This is a genomic window from Arthrobacter sp. PL16 (assembly GCF_035985055.1).
GTDB classification, from domain to species: Bacteria; Actinomycetota; Actinomycetes; order Actinomycetales; family Micrococcaceae; genus Arthrobacter_D; species Arthrobacter_D cheniae.
Genome location: NZ_JAXCIC010000003.1, coordinates 420,998 through 439,909, shown reverse-complemented (window position 1 = coordinate 439,909; position 18,912 = coordinate 420,998). Strand labels below are relative to the sequence as shown.

Here is an 18,912-nt window from a genome sequence, read left to right as displayed (position 1 = left end):
CGTGAAAGCCCACCCGGTCCCCCTGTCCTTCGAACGACGGCGGGACTCGACTACGAGCTGTTCCTGTTCACGCGGTCTCCCGAGAGTTGCGTGGAAAAAGCCCTACTGGTGCCCATCCTCGCAGCCATGTAGACCCAACACATTCACGCCCTGCAGCGGGGTCGTTGCGGTGGGAAAGCAACAGGACCTGTGCGATGAAGAAGGGCGACGGAATAGAGCCACTAATTCTTGCCGCCCCTGAACTGCGGCTGCGCACTGGAATAGCCCAAGTTACTGGGGTATACGCTGAGCGCTACTCCTGGAAACAGGAACGCCGCCGAACGCAGCTCTCAAGCGAAAGCGCCTCGGCCAGTCGAAGGAATATCGATGAAAGCGCTTGTTTACCACGGTCCTGGACAGAAGGCATGGGAAGACGTCGCGAATCCCACCATTCAGAAGCCGACCGACGTCATCGTAAGAATCGAAACCACCACCATCTGCGGTACCGACCTGCACATCCTCAAAGGTGACGTCCCGGCAGTCGAAGACGGGCGCATCCTCGGGCACGAGGGCGTCGGAACAATCACTGAGATCGGATCCGCCGTCACCAGCCTCACCATCGGCGACCGCGTGATCATCTCGTGTATCTCCGCGTGCGGACATTGCGAGTACTGCAAACAGGGAATCTTCTCCCATTGCCTCGGCGAAGAGGGCACCTCCGGAATCGGCTGGATCCTGGGGCACCTCATCGACGGGACGCAGGCCGAATTCGTCCGAGTCCCCTACGCAGAAACGTCCGTCTACAAAATTCCGGACAGCGTCAGCCCTCAGGAAGGGACATTGCTCTCCGACATCCTGCCAACAGGCCATGAGATCGGCATCCGATACGGCGCAGTCAAGCCCGGTGATGTCGTCGCCGTTATCGGTGCCGGTCCCGTCGGGCTCGCCGCTATCACCACCGCACAGCTATACGGCCCCGCACGAATCATCGCGATCGACATCGACCGGAACCGGGTGGAACAGGCAAAATTGTTCGGTGCCACCGACAGCATCGTATCGACGGATGACAACTGGAAAGACCAGGTAATGGCTCTCACAGACGGTCTCGGCGTTGACGTCGCCATCGAAGCAGTGGGGATACCGGAGACGTTCGCCATGGTTCTGGATATCGTCAGGCCCGCCGGTCACGTTGCCAACGCGGGGGTACACGGCAAAGGCGTGAACCTGCCGCTGGACAAGCTCTGGATCTCGAACATCACCATCACCACAGGCCTGGTGAACACCAACACCACCGGCACACTTCTCAAGCTCGTTGCGCAAGGAACACTGCCCGTCGACCAGTTCGTCAGTCACTCCTTCAACCTCCAGGACATCGAAAAGGCCTACGACACGTTCTCGCGGGCCGCAGAAACCAACGCGCTCAAGGTGATGCTCAACGCTTGAGCATCATCCGATCCGTGCGAACACAAAGCACGGCGAATCCGTAGCGCTCGATACCTGGGTAGATGGCCCGAGACTGCTGCCGGAACATACATTCAAAAAGGCCATCGGCCTAAGAACGCCAAAACCGTCGAAGTCCCTCACCTCGCGGCCACTGGTCGAGGCGCGGTCGCCGGCGTCGGTGTCGGCGTCGGCGTCGGAGCGGCCTAAGCCAGTACCGCAGTTCGCGCTCGGTACTGGGGTTCCCAATCGCCATCCATGTTCCGCTCATGGTTTTCGCCGCAGTGGCGTCATCGGCAACCCAAGACGGGAGCTGGGGACCAGTCAGACCAGCTAGCATCGGGACTTTTGACCCTAGGTCGGTGGGCGGCGGGCGACGAGGCTTGGGCTCATGGTCACTCTTCGCACACTCGGCAGTGTCGCCCTAAGACAGGCTGGCAGTAACTGGTTCCGCAGGTCTGCAGGGGTGCAGGGTGGATGAGGCGTTAGTTCGTGTCGAGCATTTTCGGATGGATTTCGGGCAGGCGACGGTCGTGGAGGATCTCTCGTTCGAGGTCCGAGCCGGGGAGACGTTCGGATTCTTGGGCAGCAACGGATCCGGAAAGACCACGACCATCCGTGCGCTGCTGGGAATCTATCAGCCGACCTCGGGGATCCTGCACATCAAGGGTCGGCCTTTCCGTCCCGAGGACGGCGGCCGGCTCGGCTACCTGCCCGAGGAGCGGGGCCTGTATAAGAAGGAAAAGGTTATTGACACGATGACCTACTTCGGCCGGCTGAAGGGCCTTAGTCGGGATCAGGCCCGCACCTGGTCGATGGGTTACCTGGAGCGGGTCGCCCTGGCCGACAAGGCATCATCCCGGTTGGACAAACTCTCCGGCGGCCAGCAGCAGAAAGTCCAGTTGGGGGTGACAATCATGAATTCCCCCGAACTGCTGATCCTGGATGAGCCCACGAAGGGTTTTGATCCAGTGAACCGGCGCCTGCTCATGGACATCATCGAGGAACAGAGACTTCAGGGGGCGACCGTGGTCATGGTCACCCACCAGATGGAGGAAGTCGAGCGGCTCTGTGACCGGGTGATCCTGCTCAAGAACGGGCGCGCCGAGGCATACGGCACCATCGACGCAGTGCAGAACCAGTACGGGGGCCGGACTGTCCGCCTGACATATACGGGCACCATCCCGGCCTCGGACCTGTATGAGCCGATACGGGTGGGCCACAACGACGCCGAACTGTCCCTGGCCGATGACCAGGACGAAGCCGACGTCCTGCGCCAGCTCGTCCAGGCCGGAGTCAGGGTCCGCAGTTTCACCACCGCGAAAACCTCCCTGGAGGATATCTTCCTGCAGGTCTACGGGGACCAGAACGAGCATGCCGGCACTGGTTCCGCACATGAGTCCAGTACTTCCGCTGGCGCGTCCGCGGCCCTGCAACCGACAGGAGCGTGACCCTCTGATGGCCCGCCACAACCTCTCCACCGTCGTCTCGTTCGAGTTCTTCCGTACCATCACCAAGTCCCGGTTCTGGATCGGAACCCTGTCCGTGCCGGTCGTCATGGGCATCGTCATAGCCCTGATCTATCTGTCCAATTCCTCCACCAGCGCCGCCACCGATGCCCAGGGCGACGCGCAGTTCAGCATCTCCTACTCGGACGCCTCCGGGCTGATCACCCCCGAGCAGGCCGCCGCATTCGGCGCCGAACCAGCACCCGCCCAAGAGCAGGCGATCACCGCAGTGAGGAACGAGTCCCTGGACGCGTACTTCGTCTTTCCCGTTAACCCGGTCACCCAACCGATCCGGGTGTATGGGGTGGATGAGGGAATTTTCGAGAACGGGAAGTACTCCGCCGTCGCCCAAGCGATGCTCGACACCGCGGTCCAGGCCCGCATCGAGGACCCGGCCGTGGTGGCCCTGACCCAGGCCGAGCCCGCGGTGGAGGTCATCACCTACGCCGACGGTGCCGAAGCCGGTGGTATCAACGCGATCATCCCGCCGATGTTCTACATCGTGATCTTCTACGCCCTGATCGTCCTCCTCGCCGGGCAGATGCTCGCCTCCACCCTCGAGGAGAAGGAGAACAGGGTCACCGAGATGATCCTGACCACCCTGAACCCCACCACCCTCATCAGCGGCAAAGTCATTTCCCTGTTTCTGCTCGGAGCCCTGCAGATCATCCTGTTCTCCGCACCGATGATCATCGGGTACCTGTTCTTCCGCGAACAGATCAACATTCCCGACGTCGATCTCTCGACCCTGATCTTCGACCCGCAGACCATAACCGTCGGATTCCTCCTCATGGTCGGAGGTTTCAGTCTTTTCACCACCACTCTCGTGGCCCTGGGGACGATCATGCCCACAGCCAAGGAAGCCGGGAACTTCATGGGCATCATGATCGCCCTGCTCTTCGTGCCCGCCTACGCGGTGCCCCTGATCGTCTCCAACCCCCAGGCCCTCATCGTGCAGCTCTTCACCTACTTCCCCTACTCCGCACCGGTGACCGCGATGCTGCGCAACGGATTCGGGTCCCTGGACCTCCTTCAAGCCGGAATCGTCATCTCGATCCTGTTCATCGGATCCGCGATCATGCTCCGCCTGGCCGTGAAACTCTTCCAATACGGCTCCATTTCCTACACCGCCAGAATCAGCCTCACGAAAGCCCTCTCCCCCAAACGCCGTCGGGCGCCAGCGCACACCTGATCTGGAACACACGCCACTTGGCGCTTCAACCACCGCGTATTTGCCCGGTCGCGGCACCTGCAGCCGGGTGCCCGTCATGCGAGGGTTCCCTCCCCGCCGGACTCCGGGTCTTTCGGCCCTGACTTCCGCGTTCGTCGCTGGCTACCGTGGAGAGCAAGGCTTTCCAGAGCCGCACGAACCACTCAACTGTGTAACAGCGAATCAGCACCGAGGCAGGCGCACCACAACCGCATCATCCGTTCAGGATGAATCTTGGGACGCACCTGTCGCGTGTATCCAAGCCTTTCAGGAACGACGAAGACGGGCGTGGCGGGGCGGTCGCCTCGCCATCGTCCAGGACGCGAGTCGACATGCAATTGGTTCAAGAACACACCGTCCCCTCTCCCCTATCGAAGAATCTTCCCCCTCGCCTGCTGGTTGGCGTGCTGGTGGTCCTGCTCGCGGGGCTCATGGCGGGATGGCTCCTGCCGCGCGGGCCGGTGACAACTGCGGCCGCGGTCCTTACCCTGGCAGTGGCCCTGATGGCGGGACTGGGGGCGGGCTGGCTCGCCCGGACCGCGTGGATCCTGCTGATCGCCCCGGTCACGTTCATGGGTGTCTTCGAGCTGGCGCGCATCCGCGTCGACGGTCCGACGGTGGACGGCATCGACCTCAGCGGGACCTACGGCATCATCGCGCTGGTCGGCGGCCGGGGAATCGACGCGCTCCTGATGCTCCTGCCATTGATCGTCGGCTGTGGCTGGGGTCTCGTTCTGGCGCGGCGGTACGGCCGTCCCGTGCGATCCGGCGTCCGCGGGCGCCCTCTGGTCCGCTCCGGTGTGCTGGCCATCGCGACGGCCGCTGTGATCGTGCTCGCCGCGGGTCTCATCCGCCCTGCGTCCACCCCGGCGATCATCGGAGCTGATGGGCCAGTGGCGGGGAGCATCGCCGAGATCGTCGACGTGCCGGTCGGCGGCCATGACCAAGCCATTCTGCTCCGCGGTGCCTCTACCGAAGCCCCCGTCCTGCTGTATTTGGAGGGAGGACCCGGAGGCACCGGTATCGGTCGGATCCGCAACTCCGGCCAGGACCTGGAGCAGGACTTCGTCGTCGCCACCTGGGACCAGAGAGGCACGGGAAAGTCCTATGACGCGCTGGAGCCGACGTCCACCCTGACCGTCGAGCAGATGGTGAAGGACACGCTCGAAGTCACTGAGTACCTCCGGAGCCGATTCGGTGAGCAGAAGATCTATCTGGTCGGCAGCTCCTGGGGAACAATACTGGGGACCCTGGCGGTCCAACGCTCCCCCGGGTTGTTCCACGCTTATGTCGGCACCGGCCAGATGGTCGATCCGTTCGAGACCGACCAGTTGATGTATGCCGAAAGCCTGAAAGACGCCCAGGCCCGTGGCGACGACGACACGGTGACGGCATTGCAGGACCTCGGCGAGCCACCCTACGAGAACACCCTGGACTACCCCGTGGCCATCGCCTCGAACCCGAAGCTGATGAACTTCCAGCATGGATCCGACTTCAGTGCGTCATCGGGATACCCCTTCAGTTTCTTCGTCGGCGAATACACTCTCCTGGAGCAGCTGCGCGGAATGGCTGCGATCGCGGAGACCTTCGACGTCCTGTACCCGCAGCTGAGCCGCACGGACTTCCGCACCGACGTCCCCACGCTCGACGTCCCCGTCTATATCGTCGAGGGCCGATACGAAGCAGCCGGACGGGAAACACTGGCGCGGGAGTGGTATGACCTCCTTGCCGCCCCCACCAAGGACTACATCCGGTTCCCCGACTCGGGGCACACACCACCGTTCGACGAACCCGGACAATTCGCGAAACTCATGTCCGACATCCTCACAGCAACGAAGGCCCCGTGACCGGACTTCCAAGGGAGCGACCCTTCCCGCGCACGGATGATCTTGGTGCGGAAGTGCCATTGTGCGCGGCTCGAGGATGCCGCAGCCGCTTTTCCTGACGTGCTCCGGGTTCCGCCGCGAGTGCGCGATGCAGCGTCAGTTGGCCCGGGACCTGGAACATCACGTGGAGTACGCCCGCCGCAAGACAGGGCGAACGAGGCGATGAAGAAGGTGATCAGCGAACGGACCGGCATCCCGATCGGTCTCGACGCTGCGGTGCTGTGCTGGTCTCCCGGTTGTGCTGGCCATGACTACACCGTCTTCTGAATGCGGCCACCTCCCGAAGCTGGTGGGGCCGTCCTACACGTCGAGCTTCGTTGGGCTTCGGGCCTTCAGCCGCGGCAATGGGATGTCTGGAACATCTGAATTGCGCAGGACGGTGTCGCACGCGCTGCGACGGGCTGCCGGTCCGATCAGGCCTGTGTTTGGGCGAGGTCCTTGACCGTGGTCGACGTCACCGCGGGCGAGGGTGGTGTGGTGACTCCTTCGCTCCGGGTGCGGTGCCATGGCCGCTGGCTGTGAATCGCCAGAAGCTGTGCTCCAAGGCCGATCAACACCATGGCGGCCCATACCGCGACGTTCAGCCACGGAATGTGCAGCGCGACAATGAGGATGGCACCACCGACGAGAGCCTTCACGACGGGAGGTTGGTTGCCCCGGAACAGGAGCCGCCCGATGTAGTACGCGCCGTAGACGAATGTTGCGAGTGTGAGGGTGAGCCACACCAATAGGCCCGCAAGCGCGAGGGGTGCCCCGATGATCGTCACCAGGATGACCAGCAACGCAATGGGGACGGTGATGGAGGCCACGAGCCCGACGAGTAGCGCTTTCCAAGGCGCCGGAACGAGGTGATCGGTCACCCGGTGCAACAAGCGCGGAAGGAGCAGTCCCGTAAGGGCCGTAATGACGCTCAACGCGACCAGCGCATAAAGCAACCCGAGGAACCAGCTGCCGAACAGGGCCCAGGGCGAGACTTCGACGGTGGGTGATTGCGACGACTCGACTCGCTCCACAGTGCCACTGACTGCGCCTTCGGCGATGCGCGCGTCGATGTCGCTGTTGTAGGTGACGTTGCCCCCGACTGATCCGTCGATGGTGAGGTTTTCGGTACTGACCAGCACATCCCGCCCCACCGGCCCGGCGATTGTTATCTCTTGTGCGGCACCCACTACATCGTCACCGAACGAGCCTGTATCGCTGACATTCACGGTCGCCGCGAAAATGGTTCCGCTGCGCGAGATGTCACCGTTGATCGTCACGTTGTCCCCGGCAAGACGGACGTTGCCGTCAACGTTCCCAGTGATGGTGATGCTCTGGGCTGCCGCGATCACGTCACCCGTAATGTCGCCGGTGATGGTAACGCTCTGGCCGGCCGCATACACGTCCCCATCAACATCGTTCGTGATGTTCACGGCCGAGGCACTGAAAAGCTGTGGGCCTTCACCGTCATTCACCACGAAAGGCGCGGTCGGCGCGGAAAGCGAGCTCGACGTCGAGGAAGCGGCGGCTGAGCCCGGCCCCATAGTGAGAACCAGAATCCCCGTCGCGAGAATCGTGGCGACGGCCCTCCTGGTATGTGACAGAAGTTCCATTTCAATGCCTCTCTCGTGCCTGGGCAGCCCGTACTCGAATTCGCCCTATCGGATGCCGCGGGCGGTTGTGTCCGGTGAATTGCAAGTCTCGTGGGCTGCACACGCCGCCACGGCGATTAGGACCAGTTTTCCAGCGAGATTTCCTCTGCGGCAGGGTCGAAGGTCCCGACACTGCGATCACCTGATTCACTGCACAAGAGGCGTAGCACATGGGCCATGAATGCCTGGTCGTACGTCGGGCGGCGGAAGCACACAGCACCAGGAACGAGAACGGCGGTGCTCACCGCGATACCGAAGGGTGGGGATTTCACTACTCACATCGGGGTGATCCTCCTGACCTCTGTAGCAATCTCTTGTTCTGGTTACCCGATTCAGATCCACAGGCGTGGCTGCAGGAGCATCGTGACCGGCATGGACCCAAGCAGCCGCTGCTCCTCTGCGAAAGTGGTGCGCTCATCAAGGAAATCAAGGACGAGATCAGCGTCTCCAGAGGTGAACGCGGCCTTCATGAACTGCACCGCCTGTTCGGGATCGTGCTTCCACATCCTGAGGACAGGCTTGTCGTACCAACGGAAACGTGGGGACGGCCGGGGAACATCAGCTGATCCCGTGGTCGCAAGGGAGGAGGCGATGTGTTGGGTTTGACGCAGGATCCGGGTGAAGCCGTATCCCGTGGTGGCCTTGACAGCTCCGGAGGGCGTTCCGATACGCACATGGCGGCCGCGGGAAGGACTCGAGCGAATACCCAAGGGGATGCACCCCCGCTCCACGGACAAGGTGGAAAACTCGCTCACGCCCCAGACCTCGCGGAGGTAGGCCGACGTCGCCTGTTCGAACGGAAATTCCGGGCCCGGTCTCCTACCTGGCATGATCCGGGTGACCTCGATGAAGGCTTCTCGGTCTGATACCGGCAGGACACAGTGGAAATGCACGGGGTTGTGGTTCCCGGATCGGAAGTCGATAAACGTGGCAATGGATGGGTCGAAGGACTCGTGCGGAGTCCTTATTCGTCGGACCTCCCCCGACATGAGCAGTGGTGCCTTGATCCCGGGCGGGGGCACGGTGCTGTCGAAGCAGTAGGACGCCTTGAGAAGCCGACCATCGGAGAGGGCCACCTCCACAGAGCCCCTATGGGCTCGTACTCGTGAAATCTGAGCGTCAAGACGCGTGACGTGAGGGTTGGCATCGATGACGTCGTCGAGGCATCGGAAAACGGTCCGCGAGGAGGTGAGGCACAGGCGGTGGCGCGTGAGCGGCAGAACCCGCTGAGCAGATCCTGCATCGACTGCGAGGCTCGTGAACGTGGCTACGGGTACCAGGGGCAACGGGAGTGCCTTGTCGTGCCAGTAGATCAGGGAACGGTGCGCGTAGTGATCTCCGGCGTCGTCGATGATGAGGATCCGGGTCCCGGTCAGCGCTGGTTCCCGGCTCAGGAAACAAGCGAGGCTACGCCCGGCAAGTCCACCCCCGGCGATAATGACGTCGTACTCCTGCGCTCGGTGGGTCATCAGTAGGAGGTTCCCTTTCAGATGTGGGCATCTCTGCGGCCGCTTCCAGAGACCATCAGCGAGTCCTGGGGTCGATTGTCCTGACCGGACGAGCGACGGTAGCTGGAGCATGCCGTGCACCAACAGGGTACAAAGTACCGACCCGGCCGGCGGATCCTTGCGAGGGGTGCCGTTGGGCCCATTTCTCACAGGCTGCCGATCGGTGACAAAGCGGCCAAGAGCATCGGGACCCGCGGAACCGGTACCGACGGCGCGGTCGCCAGCTACACCGCGACTCGCTCGTGCGCCAGAGGATTGCCTCTCGCCCTAGTTTCACAAACAACCAGATCCTGAACGGCGACACCCGATGAGATTTGAACCAGTCGCGGTTGAACCTACATCTGCATCTGTACCTGCGCGGCCAGATACCGGAGTGCTTGCGCGTCATTCTCGGTGAAGGTTCGTGATCGGTCATCCATGAGGCAGAGGGCGCCGATGCGCCAGCCGGCCGCGGTGCAGACAGGGTGCCCGGCGTAGAAGCGGACCCCGGGGCTGCCAGCGACGAGGGGATGATCTCGCCACTCCGGGTCGGTGCTGGCATCAGCGATGACAAGGGTACGGTCCTGCTCGATGGTCCTCGCGCGCAGGGAGAGGTTCCGGGGAAGGTCCTGACCCAGAGGCCCGACGACCAATTTGATGACCTGCAGATCCTCCGTGATCAGGGTGAACGACGCCGAACTAACCCCGAAATGATCCCGGGCCTGCCGGGTGATCCGGTCGAAGCGTTCCTCCGCCCCGGACTCGAGCAACCGTGATTCGTACAACGCGTGCAGGCGCCGGAACTCGACATCGTCCAGATGAAGATCACACCCAGACGGATCCGTGGCGGCGGCACTAAAGGCAACGGTTCCGTAGCTGGCGCTGTGATCCCCAACGGGTGAGGCACTGAAGTTGTACCGGTCAGGGGAAAGAGTCAGGGGGCGAAGGTAATCGCTGTACCCGGAAAGGGACGGCGCGTACTGGTCACTGTAATGTGCACCATCGGCAGTGGATCCGGTGCTGTCGAGCAGCTCATTCATCGCCTGAGCCAGTAGGTCTCGCTGCGGTGCCGGGAGCATCATGATGCCGGAAAAGTACCCTTCGACCTCCAACTCATCAGCATCCCCAGCAAGAGCCAAGAACGTCATGAAGATATCCTCAAGGCCCAGGCCGGCTGCACATACTCATCCAGCACTTCTCGTCCTCCGCCGACTTCGTCCGTACGTTCCTGGGCGTCCCTTTGTCTCCCGGGGACGCCCCTCTGCTTCCGGGTGCCGGTCAGAAGTAGGATCTCCTGTTCTTGGTGCGTTCGGCAGCAGCGTCTTCATGCTCGCAGTGCCAGGTGCGCTATTGGTTGTTGGTGCAACCAGGCAAGGGCCTCGTCCCGGTCCTCGAAATACTCGATGAGGTAGGAGGGTCTATGAACTGCCTGGAAGTGCGTGATGAGCACCTTCTCCACAGGGGAACGGCCAACTGCTGCGACTATCGGTACGTCCCTCAGCCCGGCGAGCAGGTTAAAAGCCTGCCGGGTCAGGGTGACCATGCTGTTGAGATCGACCAGCATCAGGGAGCAATCACGAGCGCTCAGTGGTTGCATGGAGTCCACAAGCGCCCAGACGTCCTCGACGGTTACGTGGGAGGATTCCGCCCATCGCAGCGTCAGCACACCCTCCTCGGCGCGCTCGAGCCGAAACTTCCCAGCGGTGATCGGTGATGCCGCCATTGACCGCTCCTCACTTACCAGTTCGGAATCGAGCTCTTGCATCCCGTTCAGGAAGGCGCCGGTGCCGGCGCCGCATCTCTGCACCACCGGCACCGCGCGGATCGGGTGTTATGCCTCTCCAACCCCGACTGTTTGGGGGGAACAGCGGGATGCCCCAGCATATCGGAAGGACAGACCAGTCTGTCTACTTGGCCGTCTACTCTACTATTGAGGAACCGGCCAAGTATCGAAGGACGCTCCTGATGACAGCGGTAACACAAGCATCGACGACTGCCAGGGAGCGGATCCTGGCGACGTCCTAAGACCTCTTCCTGCAGCAGGGCGTCCGCGCCGTCGGCGTGAACGAGATCATCGCTACGGCCGGCGTCGCCAAAGCAACCTTCTATCACCACTTCCCGTCCAAGGACGATCTCGTCATGGCGTTCTTCGAACGCCGCCAGCAGCTCTTCACCGTCGGCTACCTCGCCGCTGAGTGCGAGCGCCGCTCCGACACTCCCCGGGGACAATTGCTGGCGATCTTCGACATCTTCGACGAGTGGTTCCACGCGCCGGACTTCGCAGGCTGCCCCTACACCCGCGCCCTGTTGGAGACCGGACCGCGCCATGCCATCGGAGCTGCCGCTCTCCTCTACCTGGACGACATCCGCTCCAGCGTGGAAAAAGCCGCCGCGGCAATGGGACTGACGAACCCGGAGGACTTCTCCTACTGTTGGCTGGTACTCATGCAGGGCGCCGTCGTTTCCGGTGTCGGCATCGACCCGGGCAGCAGTTCAAGAATCAAAAGACTGGGCGAGCACCTCATTGGCCTTCACACACCTGCTGATGACCAAACGATTAGCTGAACCGCGCTGAACCCGGGTGTAGCTGCCGAACATCAGCCCAGTGTGTTGCTAGGAGCCCTCGAGTCGATTCCGCACCGGAATACCTCCTGCGGCGCGCGGCGCGTGTTGGCCTAGTGTCCTCGGCTCTGGGCAGCAGAGGTCCAGCACAACCACCCCGACAACCGGTCTTTCCCAGTCCTTCCCGGGCCTTGCCTCATGACCGTGACATGTGTAATGCGAGCAGCCGTGTATCCAAGGGCCGTTGGACCGTACGGCGGTCGGCGTCATCATGACCCAGAACCAGTTCAGCCAGGAACAAGCTTTCGCGATCCTCGCCCGGGCTGCCAGCACCCGCACCATCAAACTCCGGGACCCCGCCGCCAGCATCATCGAATCGGTAGGCCAGACCCTGCGCCAAGGGATCACCGGAAGCTGCGAAGGACTACCACCCAAACCCTTACCTGACCTCACTTATCTCCCTGCACCATAGAATCAGTACTCAAAAACAGGTGAAGGAGTTTATGTCGTGCCTTACCGCAGCAAGAAGCTCCTCCAGCAGTGGGTCCGCGAGTTCATCGCGACCAGAGATGACTCACCCAGTGGTATTGAAGTCCTCCGTCACGACGGCGGAGCAGGAGCTGACACCGGGCTGGTGGTGATGCGGATGACCGATTTGCCTTCGGACGTCTACCTTTACCCGGCCGGACCGGGTGACCCGAACTGGGAAGTTAACTTCGGGCCGCGTGAACGGGACCTCACCATGAGCGCAGCCAAACTCCGGAACCTCGCGAAGGAACTCACCCGGGCGGCGGCGTTGTGCGAGTTCCTCGAAGCCAAATCAGCACATCACACCCCGGGGTCAGGACACATGACGGCTCCGTAAGTGTGGGCGTAGGCAACGCTTCTTACGATCCCGTCCTACCGGTGGGCTTTCACCTCCTGGAGAAGGAGGCAAGTGAAACGGATTACCTGCCGGGATGCAACCTCTTACTGGTGGTTGCACCCGGTTGGCAGCAGCAATTAGCCTTTTTCCCATCGAATTGTCGAGGGGCGACCGGGCCCTGGGAGGAGGAGCGCATCACCACCGACCAATACCGAGAACAAATTGTCCCAATCCCTGGAAAGCCCCTCACGAGGGGCTTTCCTTTCGCGTCGGACACCGCAAGCCTTCGCTGGTAACAAAGCACGGTGACAACTGGTGCCTTGTTGCTCGGCGAAGAAGTAGGCCGTGAAGAGTTCGACCCTCGTAGTAACCCACCACCGACCCCTTACCCTGCACCTCCGAAGGTCCAGTAGCGCGTGGACAACCCGCTGCCAATCACCCTTCGCCGGGCGGTTCGAGACAACCACTGTGGATGGAATGCATCGGCCCGCGTACACCGTGCACCGGGCACCCCACTTAAGGTGAGCGATCTGCCTGTGGGGCTGGCAGCGGTTGAATTGCAGTGGAACACTGGGCGCATGATTGATGCAGCGAAGGCATTCAGCGGTTTCTCCGTGCGGCAGATCCCGGAAGCGAAGGCGTTCTACGAGGGCGTACTGGGGCTGCCTGTCACGGAAGAGCACGGAATGCTATGGATCAATGTGGGCGCCGATCACCGCGTCCTCCTCTATGCCAAGGGCGCCACACATGAACCGGCATCGTTCACGGTCTTGAACTTCCCGGTGGCCGATGTTGACACCGCGGTCGATGAACTCAAAGCGAAGGGCGTGGAGTTCCTCCACTACGACGGAATGACAGACAGTAAGGGCGTGAACCGGCACGGTGGGCCGCTCATTGCCTGGTTCACCGACCCATCAGGCAATGTCCTAAGCGTCCTGGCCACGCCCTGATACCAAGGACACGGTTCAGCGGGGACTTGTACCCGCTGAACCGTGTCGACAGCCGGTCGGTGAACTGATTCAACGCGCCTGGCGGACGGACGCATTCGCTGCGCATCCCCTTCGATGGCGCGGCTAGATGTAGAAGGCCTCAAGCTCTCGCTGCTGGGAACCGCTGAACCCGCGGTCCCCCATGAGTGGTTCGACAAGCTCTCAGCCGGCGGAGCGGTGATCGATCCTCTCGCTCCCAAACCATGGGGCGCTTCCGACGGTCAGGTCATCGATCGTCACGGTCTTCACTGGCTCATCGGATACGAAGCTCACGCGTGAAAGACGTACACGCTCGGCCGCACAACGTCCTAGGAGCAATTCCGTAGGGACTCTGCGATGCAGAGCACCGGGATGAGACACCGCGGATGCATGTCGAGGTCTGGAGCCGACCACACCGATATTCAGGGAGCGGTACACCGTCGCCCGACTGGCACCATTGATCTTCCCAAAATCTGCTGGTGCGAGTCCTTGTGCTTTCAGGTCCCGAGCACGTCAGACCTTCGCATCATCGGCGGTGACTTCCCGCCGGCCGGCTTTCCGCCCATGTTCCTTGGCCGCTGCCACCTCCGTGTTCCCCACACTCTTCAAAGGCCTGTTTCTCCTATCCTGGCCGCCGAATTCCCCGCTGATGCTGAACTTCGCTGGTCCATCCCTCGACCACCTCGTGCGTCCAGTCAAAGGATCCTTCGCTGAGAAGAAACGCACGACGTTTGGCAGGGGGTAAGGGGTTAAGCCTGGGGGCGGTTTTTGGGCGGCGTAGCCTCATGGTGAGTGGTGCGATCGCCAGTTGACCACCAGAGGAGAGGGAAGACAGATGCGTGCAGGATATGTCGCCATGTCGACGATCTCGATCGAGGCACCGACAAGCCGCGTGTGGACGGTACTGACCGATCGTGATGCGATCAAGGAATTCATGTTCGGCACGGACGTCGCTACCGAGTGGGAAATCGGCGGCCCGATCTCCTGGCACGGCGTGTGGAAAGGCGCAGCGTATGAGGACAGGGGCATCGTTCTCGAGTGTGACCCCGGACGGCGGCTGGTAGAAACCCATTTCAGTCCGCTGAGCGGCCGGAAGGATGAGCCTGAGAACTACCACACGCTCGCATGGACTCTGGAAAGCGCAACCGGCACGACGCAGCTGACCCTTTCGCAGGACAACAATGCAAGCGTCGAGGAAGCCCAACACGCGGAGGGCATGTGGGACGCCCTCGTGATGAGCGTGAAGACAATCGCCGAACGAGAATGAATGATGATCACGGGCCGAGATCCCGACCTGAGTGAGAGATTGACGCACGGGCCCGGGGCGTGATCACTGGGTGGGCTGACAGCAGCCGACAGCATCACGCACCCTGAGGGCTTCGTTGGTGAACAAGCTCTTCAAGCCGGCGCTGGGGGTGCAGCAGTACAGTACGCGGTAGATGCTGCGCGAGCGAGGTCTACCGCGGTTGAGCCGACAGTCTCCTACCAGCAGGGGTGACACCCCTGCGCTGGATAGCTGAAGGCTTACCGTGAACACCACTCCCTCCGATCCATCGCCCGATTCCTCACCTCCTCGCGAACTCCTGGCGATCTTCGGCCGCAGCAACGGGTACCTCCTCCCCGAGCAGACCGCCGACGACGCTATCGACGGGCTCGAGAAATCGCCCGGACATCATCACCACCGTTGAGGGCGCCGACGTAAGCATCATCGACACGGACGGCCCCCGCACCACCGCGGTCGAGAGGCTGCTGCAAGAATCAACGTGATCATAGAAGTAGTGAGGATCAGCTGCCGGACAAATTGCGATCTCCCTACACAGGCGCCGAGGAAAGAATGCCAGATTATGGGCGACAGACCCGCACGGTGGACCGAGGCCACCGTCTATCCCGACATGTGGGCTGACCCTGACCGCGACCCCCGCAACAGCGAGGGGGTGAGCCCGGACGGGGAACTACCCACGCTGAAGCAGTACCTCACCGATCACCGTCTGACGATCCTCATGAAGTGCGAGACCCTCACGCCGGATCAGTTGGCGCGCCGCTCGGTACCGCCATCTACGATGTCGTTACTCGGCTTGATACGACATCTGGCCGAGGTGGAACGAGACTGGCGAAACTGGCTCAGTACGGATGCCCCGTTTCCAACGCTTTACGGCAGACGTGACGCGGACTTCGACGGCGCGACGGCGGATGAAGCGGTGGTCGATGAGGCGCGCACTGATCTCGCTCGTGAACAGGAACTGACTGACGCCGCTCTAGCCCTCCATTCAGACCTAGGGCAACGCGTCGGGCGAGACGGTATCGCGATTCGCGAGCTCATGGTGCACAGGGTCGAAGAGTACGCCCGCCACTGCGGGCACGCCGACCTACTACGAGAATGCATCGACGGCAGAGTCGGGCAGTAAGAAAACCAACTGCGGTTCTTCACGAGTCCGAGCCCCTCGCCGGACTTCTGCGCAAGTGCCTGTTGCTCGAGGCGGAAACTGGCTCTGAATCCCAACAGTGGGCCCGATCCGAGCTCAACGGTGTTCGAGGCTTTCTCAGCGGGAACTTCGCCGGGTAGTGTTCGGCGTATCCGGCCGGTGTCGCGAAGTGGTCAGCAGGGTCCCTGCCGGCTGAAGTCGACGTCTCAGGCACCGCCCGTCAGGCTGACCGACCACAATAGGCTTCAATGCCCCTACCTCGTCACCCAGTCCCTTGACCTCACCGGCGGCGGCAGAGCCGGCTGGGTGATCAGGTGGAAGCCGGCCCTGAACGCGCTCGTTTTCCTCTTCACAGGCCGGTTCGGAAGAACCACTCACTGATGAAAATTGCCACACCTACACACCGTTTATCGGACGGTCCCGCCGAGAATCGACACCACGGGCGATGCAGAGGAAATCCGAAGTCATGAAAGATTGGAAGATGAAGACATTAGTACCAGCACTTATTGTCGTGCTCGGCTTTGCGCTCATGATCGCGCAGATCCGTGCAGAGAGTGAACCCGGCGCGATCCCGCTTTCGCTGATCGTCATTGGTGCCAGTTGGTTCTTCATTTCGCGGGCTCGAAAGCGGCGGCACCGCGCGTAGCTGCAGTCGGCGCTGTCCGACCACCTAAACCGTCCGTTGCGATGGAGGACAGAGAACCTGCGTTGAACTTTCTTTGGCTTTGCCTCAGGCGTATCCTCTGAGCCAGCGACCAGTCCTTCACGATGGCACTGGTAGTGGTCCCCCCGGAATCCTAATCTTCACGATGACAAGAGACCATCATGGGCAGCAGGGAAATCACCGCCGACCCGGGGATCAGCCCGGCCTCGCGAGCGTCTGGTAGCCGCCGATCGCAAACCATCGCGGTAATCCTCACCGGCATCCTGACAGCAACGCTCAGCGCTTGCACCCCTGATGAGGATCTAGGTGCTGCGAATGTCTGGTCCTTGACAGGTCCCGACGCCTCGGCCGGTGATGTAGCACTGTCTGCCGAGGACGGAGCCCGATGGACGGACGAGGGCTTGCAGCTCAGCGGCACAAACTATGCCAGCACCTCCGCACCGGGCCCCATCGTGACGGATTCTAGTTTCACCGTCAGCGCCTGGGCCCGTCCAACGGGGCAGCCAGCGGAATACACCAGTGTCCTCACTCAGGCAGGGGACGTAGCCGGAGCGTTCTTTCTGGGTGTCGCCGAAGGGTTCTGGTCGTTCTCGGTCAAGCCCGAAGACGGCAATGGTGGCGACTTCGTGACCAACAGGGATCGAGCAACACAGGTGGAGGTGGAACCGGACGCATGGGTTCACCTCGCAGGGGTCTACGACGCCGATGGCGGTCGGGCCCGATTCTTCCTCAACGGTTACCCGGTGAGCGACCAGGGCACCGCCACGGACAGTGTGTACGCGGCGGACGGTTCACTCCTGATCGGTCGCGGCCAGACACGGCGACAACCGTCCAACTTTTTCGGCGGCACCATCACGGACGTGCGTACCTGGCCACGGGCCCTTAGCGAGAACGAGGTGGCCGCTGCCGCTCAGGCCGCGACCCCCGAGGGCGCGTCCCTGGATGAGCCGGAAAAGTCCGCCCCATTCGTCTGTCCTGAGCCGGGCGGGGGTATCTGCCTGGGCACCCTTGCTGCGGGTACCTACGAGACGACGTCCTTCGAGCCAGCCCTCACGTACACGGTGCCCGAGGGCTGGACCAATCGCGAGGACCTGCCGGGCAATATGCTGCTGAGCAGGATCGACGATCCGGAGGAGGGCACCTGGGGCGGCAGCTACATCGGCGTGTACCAAAATGTCCGTGCACCGGCGCCCTGCGGTGAGAAACCCCAACCCGGAATCGGTACGAGCGCCGCAGAACTCGCAACCTGGTACCGCACGGTACCGGGCCTCCAGGTTATGCGGGACGTCCCCGTGACGGTGGGCGGCTTACCCGGTGTAGTGCTCGACCTGACACTCGATAGTGAGTGGAGGACCCCCTGTCCGCCCGGTGCTCTCAATGCTGTTCCCATCCTTATCGGCGGCGGGGTCTCTGATCTCCATCACGTCATCGGAGCGCCCCTGGAGATGCGTCTGTTCCTCCTTGACTGGGATGGAGGAAATGTCGCGATCGAGGTGACCGCCCTGCTCGAGCAGCACAGCCTCACCAACTACCTCGAGGAAGCCGGCGCTGACGCAGTCGTGAACTCTTTCGACTTTGCGTCCTGACTCTTCCCTCAGCCCTCCACCCCTTTCTGCCCCGCGCCGTCCTACCGGGGACACCTACCCCTGTCACGTCAATTCTCCGCCGATGCGTGCAGTCCGTCCGATCAAGGGATCCTTCGGCGAGACCGGCAGTGCTGGGCGCGGACTGTCACGTCGTGCAAGTTTCCTCGCTGCCGAGGGCGGCTTGTCTTCAAGTACTTGAAGTTCCTATCGTTGATGGTGTGAGCGCACCGACCGTCCGAAAGACCTACACCATCAAGGAAGCGGCGGCCCTGACGGGATTGCCGGCGAGCACGTTGCGCTATTACGAGTCGATCGGTGTGATCACTCCGATCTCCCGCGGTGCGAGCAGCAAGCACCGGGTCTACACGCCAGAGGATCTGGATCTGTTGACCTGGGTCTCCTGCCTGAGCGCAACGGGAATGTCCGTGAGTGACATGCGCCGCTACATCGGGAACGGAGCGCTTGGGGCGGCTGCTGCCCCGGAGCAGATCGAGCTTTTGAAGGCCCAGCAGGAACAGCTGGCCGTCGAAGCGAAATCCATCGCCCTGCGCAAACGCTACGTCGCACTGAAGATCGACTACTGGCAGGCCATCCAGGACGGGGACGAGTCCAGGGCCGCACAGCTGTCGGACGAAGCACGCTCCCTAGCCGACGACCTCAAGAAGACCAAGAAGCAATAGGCACAATGCGCCCCGGGCGGAGC

The 18,912-nt window shown here is 62.2% G+C and carries 18 protein-coding genes and 1 pseudogene; 15 read left to right on the top strand and 4 right to left on the bottom strand.

What is annotated here, in order from left to right; translation table 11 throughout:
* The first annotated feature begins 366 nt into the window (after positions 1-366).
* The 4 genes from RCH21_RS09290 to RCH21_RS09275 all read left to right on the top strand — a co-directional run bounded on the left by RCH21_RS09290 (position 367) and on the right by RCH21_RS09275 (position 5,984).
* A complete protein-coding gene (locus tag RCH21_RS09290; protein ID WP_326964114.1) occupies positions 367-1,422 on the top strand; it encodes a zinc-dependent alcohol dehydrogenase family protein in 1,056 nt (351 codons plus the stop codon).
* 506 nt (positions 1,423-1,928) lie between these two features.
* The gene (locus RCH21_RS09285) at positions 1,929-2,870 is read left to right on the top strand and encodes an ABC transporter ATP-binding protein (protein WP_326964113.1); all 942 of its coding nucleotides are present in this window, start codon (positions 1,929-1,931) and stop codon (positions 2,868-2,870) included.
* A gap of 7 nt (positions 2,871-2,877) precedes the next feature.
* On the top strand, positions 2,878-4,119 hold the full coding sequence (locus RCH21_RS09280) for an ABC transporter permease (RefSeq protein ID WP_326964112.1): 1,242 nt from the start codon (positions 2,878-2,880) through the stop codon (positions 4,117-4,119).
* A gap of 350 nt (positions 4,120-4,469) precedes the next feature.
* Entirely contained in the window at positions 4,470-5,984 is a 1,515-nt protein-coding gene (locus RCH21_RS09275; protein ID WP_326964111.1) for an alpha/beta fold hydrolase, read from the top strand.
* Positions 5,985-6,436: 452 nt separating this feature from the next.
* Here the strand turns inward: RCH21_RS09275 and RCH21_RS09270 are convergent, their stop codons facing one another.
* The 4 genes from RCH21_RS09270 to RCH21_RS09255 form a co-directional block, all read right to left on the bottom strand.
* Entirely contained in the window at positions 6,437-7,615 is a 1,179-nt protein-coding gene (locus tag RCH21_RS09270; protein WP_326964110.1) for a hypothetical protein, read from the bottom strand.
* A 371-nt stretch (positions 7,616-7,986) separates the two neighbouring features.
* On the bottom strand, positions 7,987-9,123 hold the full coding sequence (locus tag RCH21_RS09265) for a lycopene cyclase family protein (protein WP_326964109.1): 1,137 nt from the start codon (positions 9,121-9,123) through the stop codon (positions 7,987-7,989).
* 374 nt (positions 9,124-9,497) lie between these two features.
* Complete coding sequence (locus RCH21_RS09260) at positions 9,498-10,289, bottom strand: GAF domain-containing protein (protein ID WP_326964108.1); 792 nt, start codon at positions 10,287-10,289, stop codon at positions 9,498-9,500.
* A 176-nt stretch (positions 10,290-10,465) separates the two neighbouring features.
* A complete protein-coding gene (locus tag RCH21_RS09255; RefSeq protein WP_326964107.1) occupies positions 10,466-10,864 on the bottom strand; it encodes a DUF7793 family protein in 399 nt (132 codons plus the stop codon).
* A gap of 311 nt (positions 10,865-11,175) precedes the next feature.
* Between RCH21_RS09255 and RCH21_RS09250 the strand changes: the two genes are divergently transcribed.
* From RCH21_RS09250 to RCH21_RS09195, 11 genes and pseudogenes are all read left to right on the top strand, one after another.
* Positions 11,176-11,706, top strand: coding sequence for a TetR/AcrR family transcriptional regulator (locus tag RCH21_RS09250; RefSeq protein ID WP_326964162.1), 531 nt, complete (start codon positions 11,176-11,178; stop codon positions 11,704-11,706).
* A gap of 241 nt (positions 11,707-11,947) precedes the next feature.
* On the top strand, positions 11,948-12,175 hold the full coding sequence (locus RCH21_RS09245) for an ANTAR domain-containing protein (RefSeq protein WP_326964106.1): 228 nt from the start codon (positions 11,948-11,950) through the stop codon (positions 12,173-12,175).
* Between the two features lie 36 nt (positions 12,176-12,211).
* On the top strand, positions 12,212-12,568 hold the full coding sequence (locus RCH21_RS09240; RefSeq protein ID WP_326964105.1) for a hypothetical protein: 357 nt from the start codon (positions 12,212-12,214) through the stop codon (positions 12,566-12,568).
* A 578-nt stretch (positions 12,569-13,146) separates the two neighbouring features.
* Positions 13,147-13,518, top strand: coding sequence for a VOC family protein (locus tag RCH21_RS09235; RefSeq protein ID WP_326964104.1), 372 nt, complete (start codon positions 13,147-13,149; stop codon positions 13,516-13,518).
* Positions 13,519-13,650: 132 nt separating this feature from the next.
* Positions 13,651-13,836: pseudogene (locus RCH21_RS09230) on the top strand (VOC family protein); the annotation flags it as partial.
* Positions 13,837-14,392: 556 nt separating this feature from the next.
* Positions 14,393-14,803, top strand: coding sequence for an SRPBCC domain-containing protein (locus RCH21_RS09225; protein WP_326964103.1), 411 nt, complete (start codon positions 14,393-14,395; stop codon positions 14,801-14,803).
* A gap of 262 nt (positions 14,804-15,065) precedes the next feature.
* Complete coding sequence (locus RCH21_RS09220) at positions 15,066-15,224, top strand: hypothetical protein (protein WP_326964102.1); 159 nt, start codon at positions 15,066-15,068, stop codon at positions 15,222-15,224.
* Positions 15,225-15,380: 156 nt separating this feature from the next.
* Positions 15,381-15,941, top strand: a complete 561-nt coding sequence (locus tag RCH21_RS09215) for a mycothiol transferase (protein ID WP_326964101.1) — start codon at positions 15,381-15,383, stop codon at positions 15,939-15,941.
* Between the two features lie 484 nt (positions 15,942-16,425).
* On the top strand, positions 16,426-16,605 hold the full coding sequence (locus tag RCH21_RS09205) for a hypothetical protein (protein ID WP_326964100.1): 180 nt from the start codon (positions 16,426-16,428) through the stop codon (positions 16,603-16,605).
* 344 nt (positions 16,606-16,949) lie between these two features.
* A complete protein-coding gene (locus RCH21_RS09200; RefSeq protein ID WP_326964099.1) occupies positions 16,950-18,209 on the top strand; it encodes a LamG domain-containing protein in 1,260 nt (419 codons plus the stop codon).
* Positions 18,210-18,427: 218 nt separating this feature from the next.
* Positions 18,428-18,889 (top strand): MerR family transcriptional regulator, encoded by a 462-nt coding sequence (locus tag RCH21_RS09195; RefSeq protein ID WP_326964098.1) that lies wholly within the window; start codon positions 18,428-18,430, stop codon positions 18,887-18,889.
* The last annotated feature ends 23 nt before the right edge of the window (positions 18,890-18,912 follow it).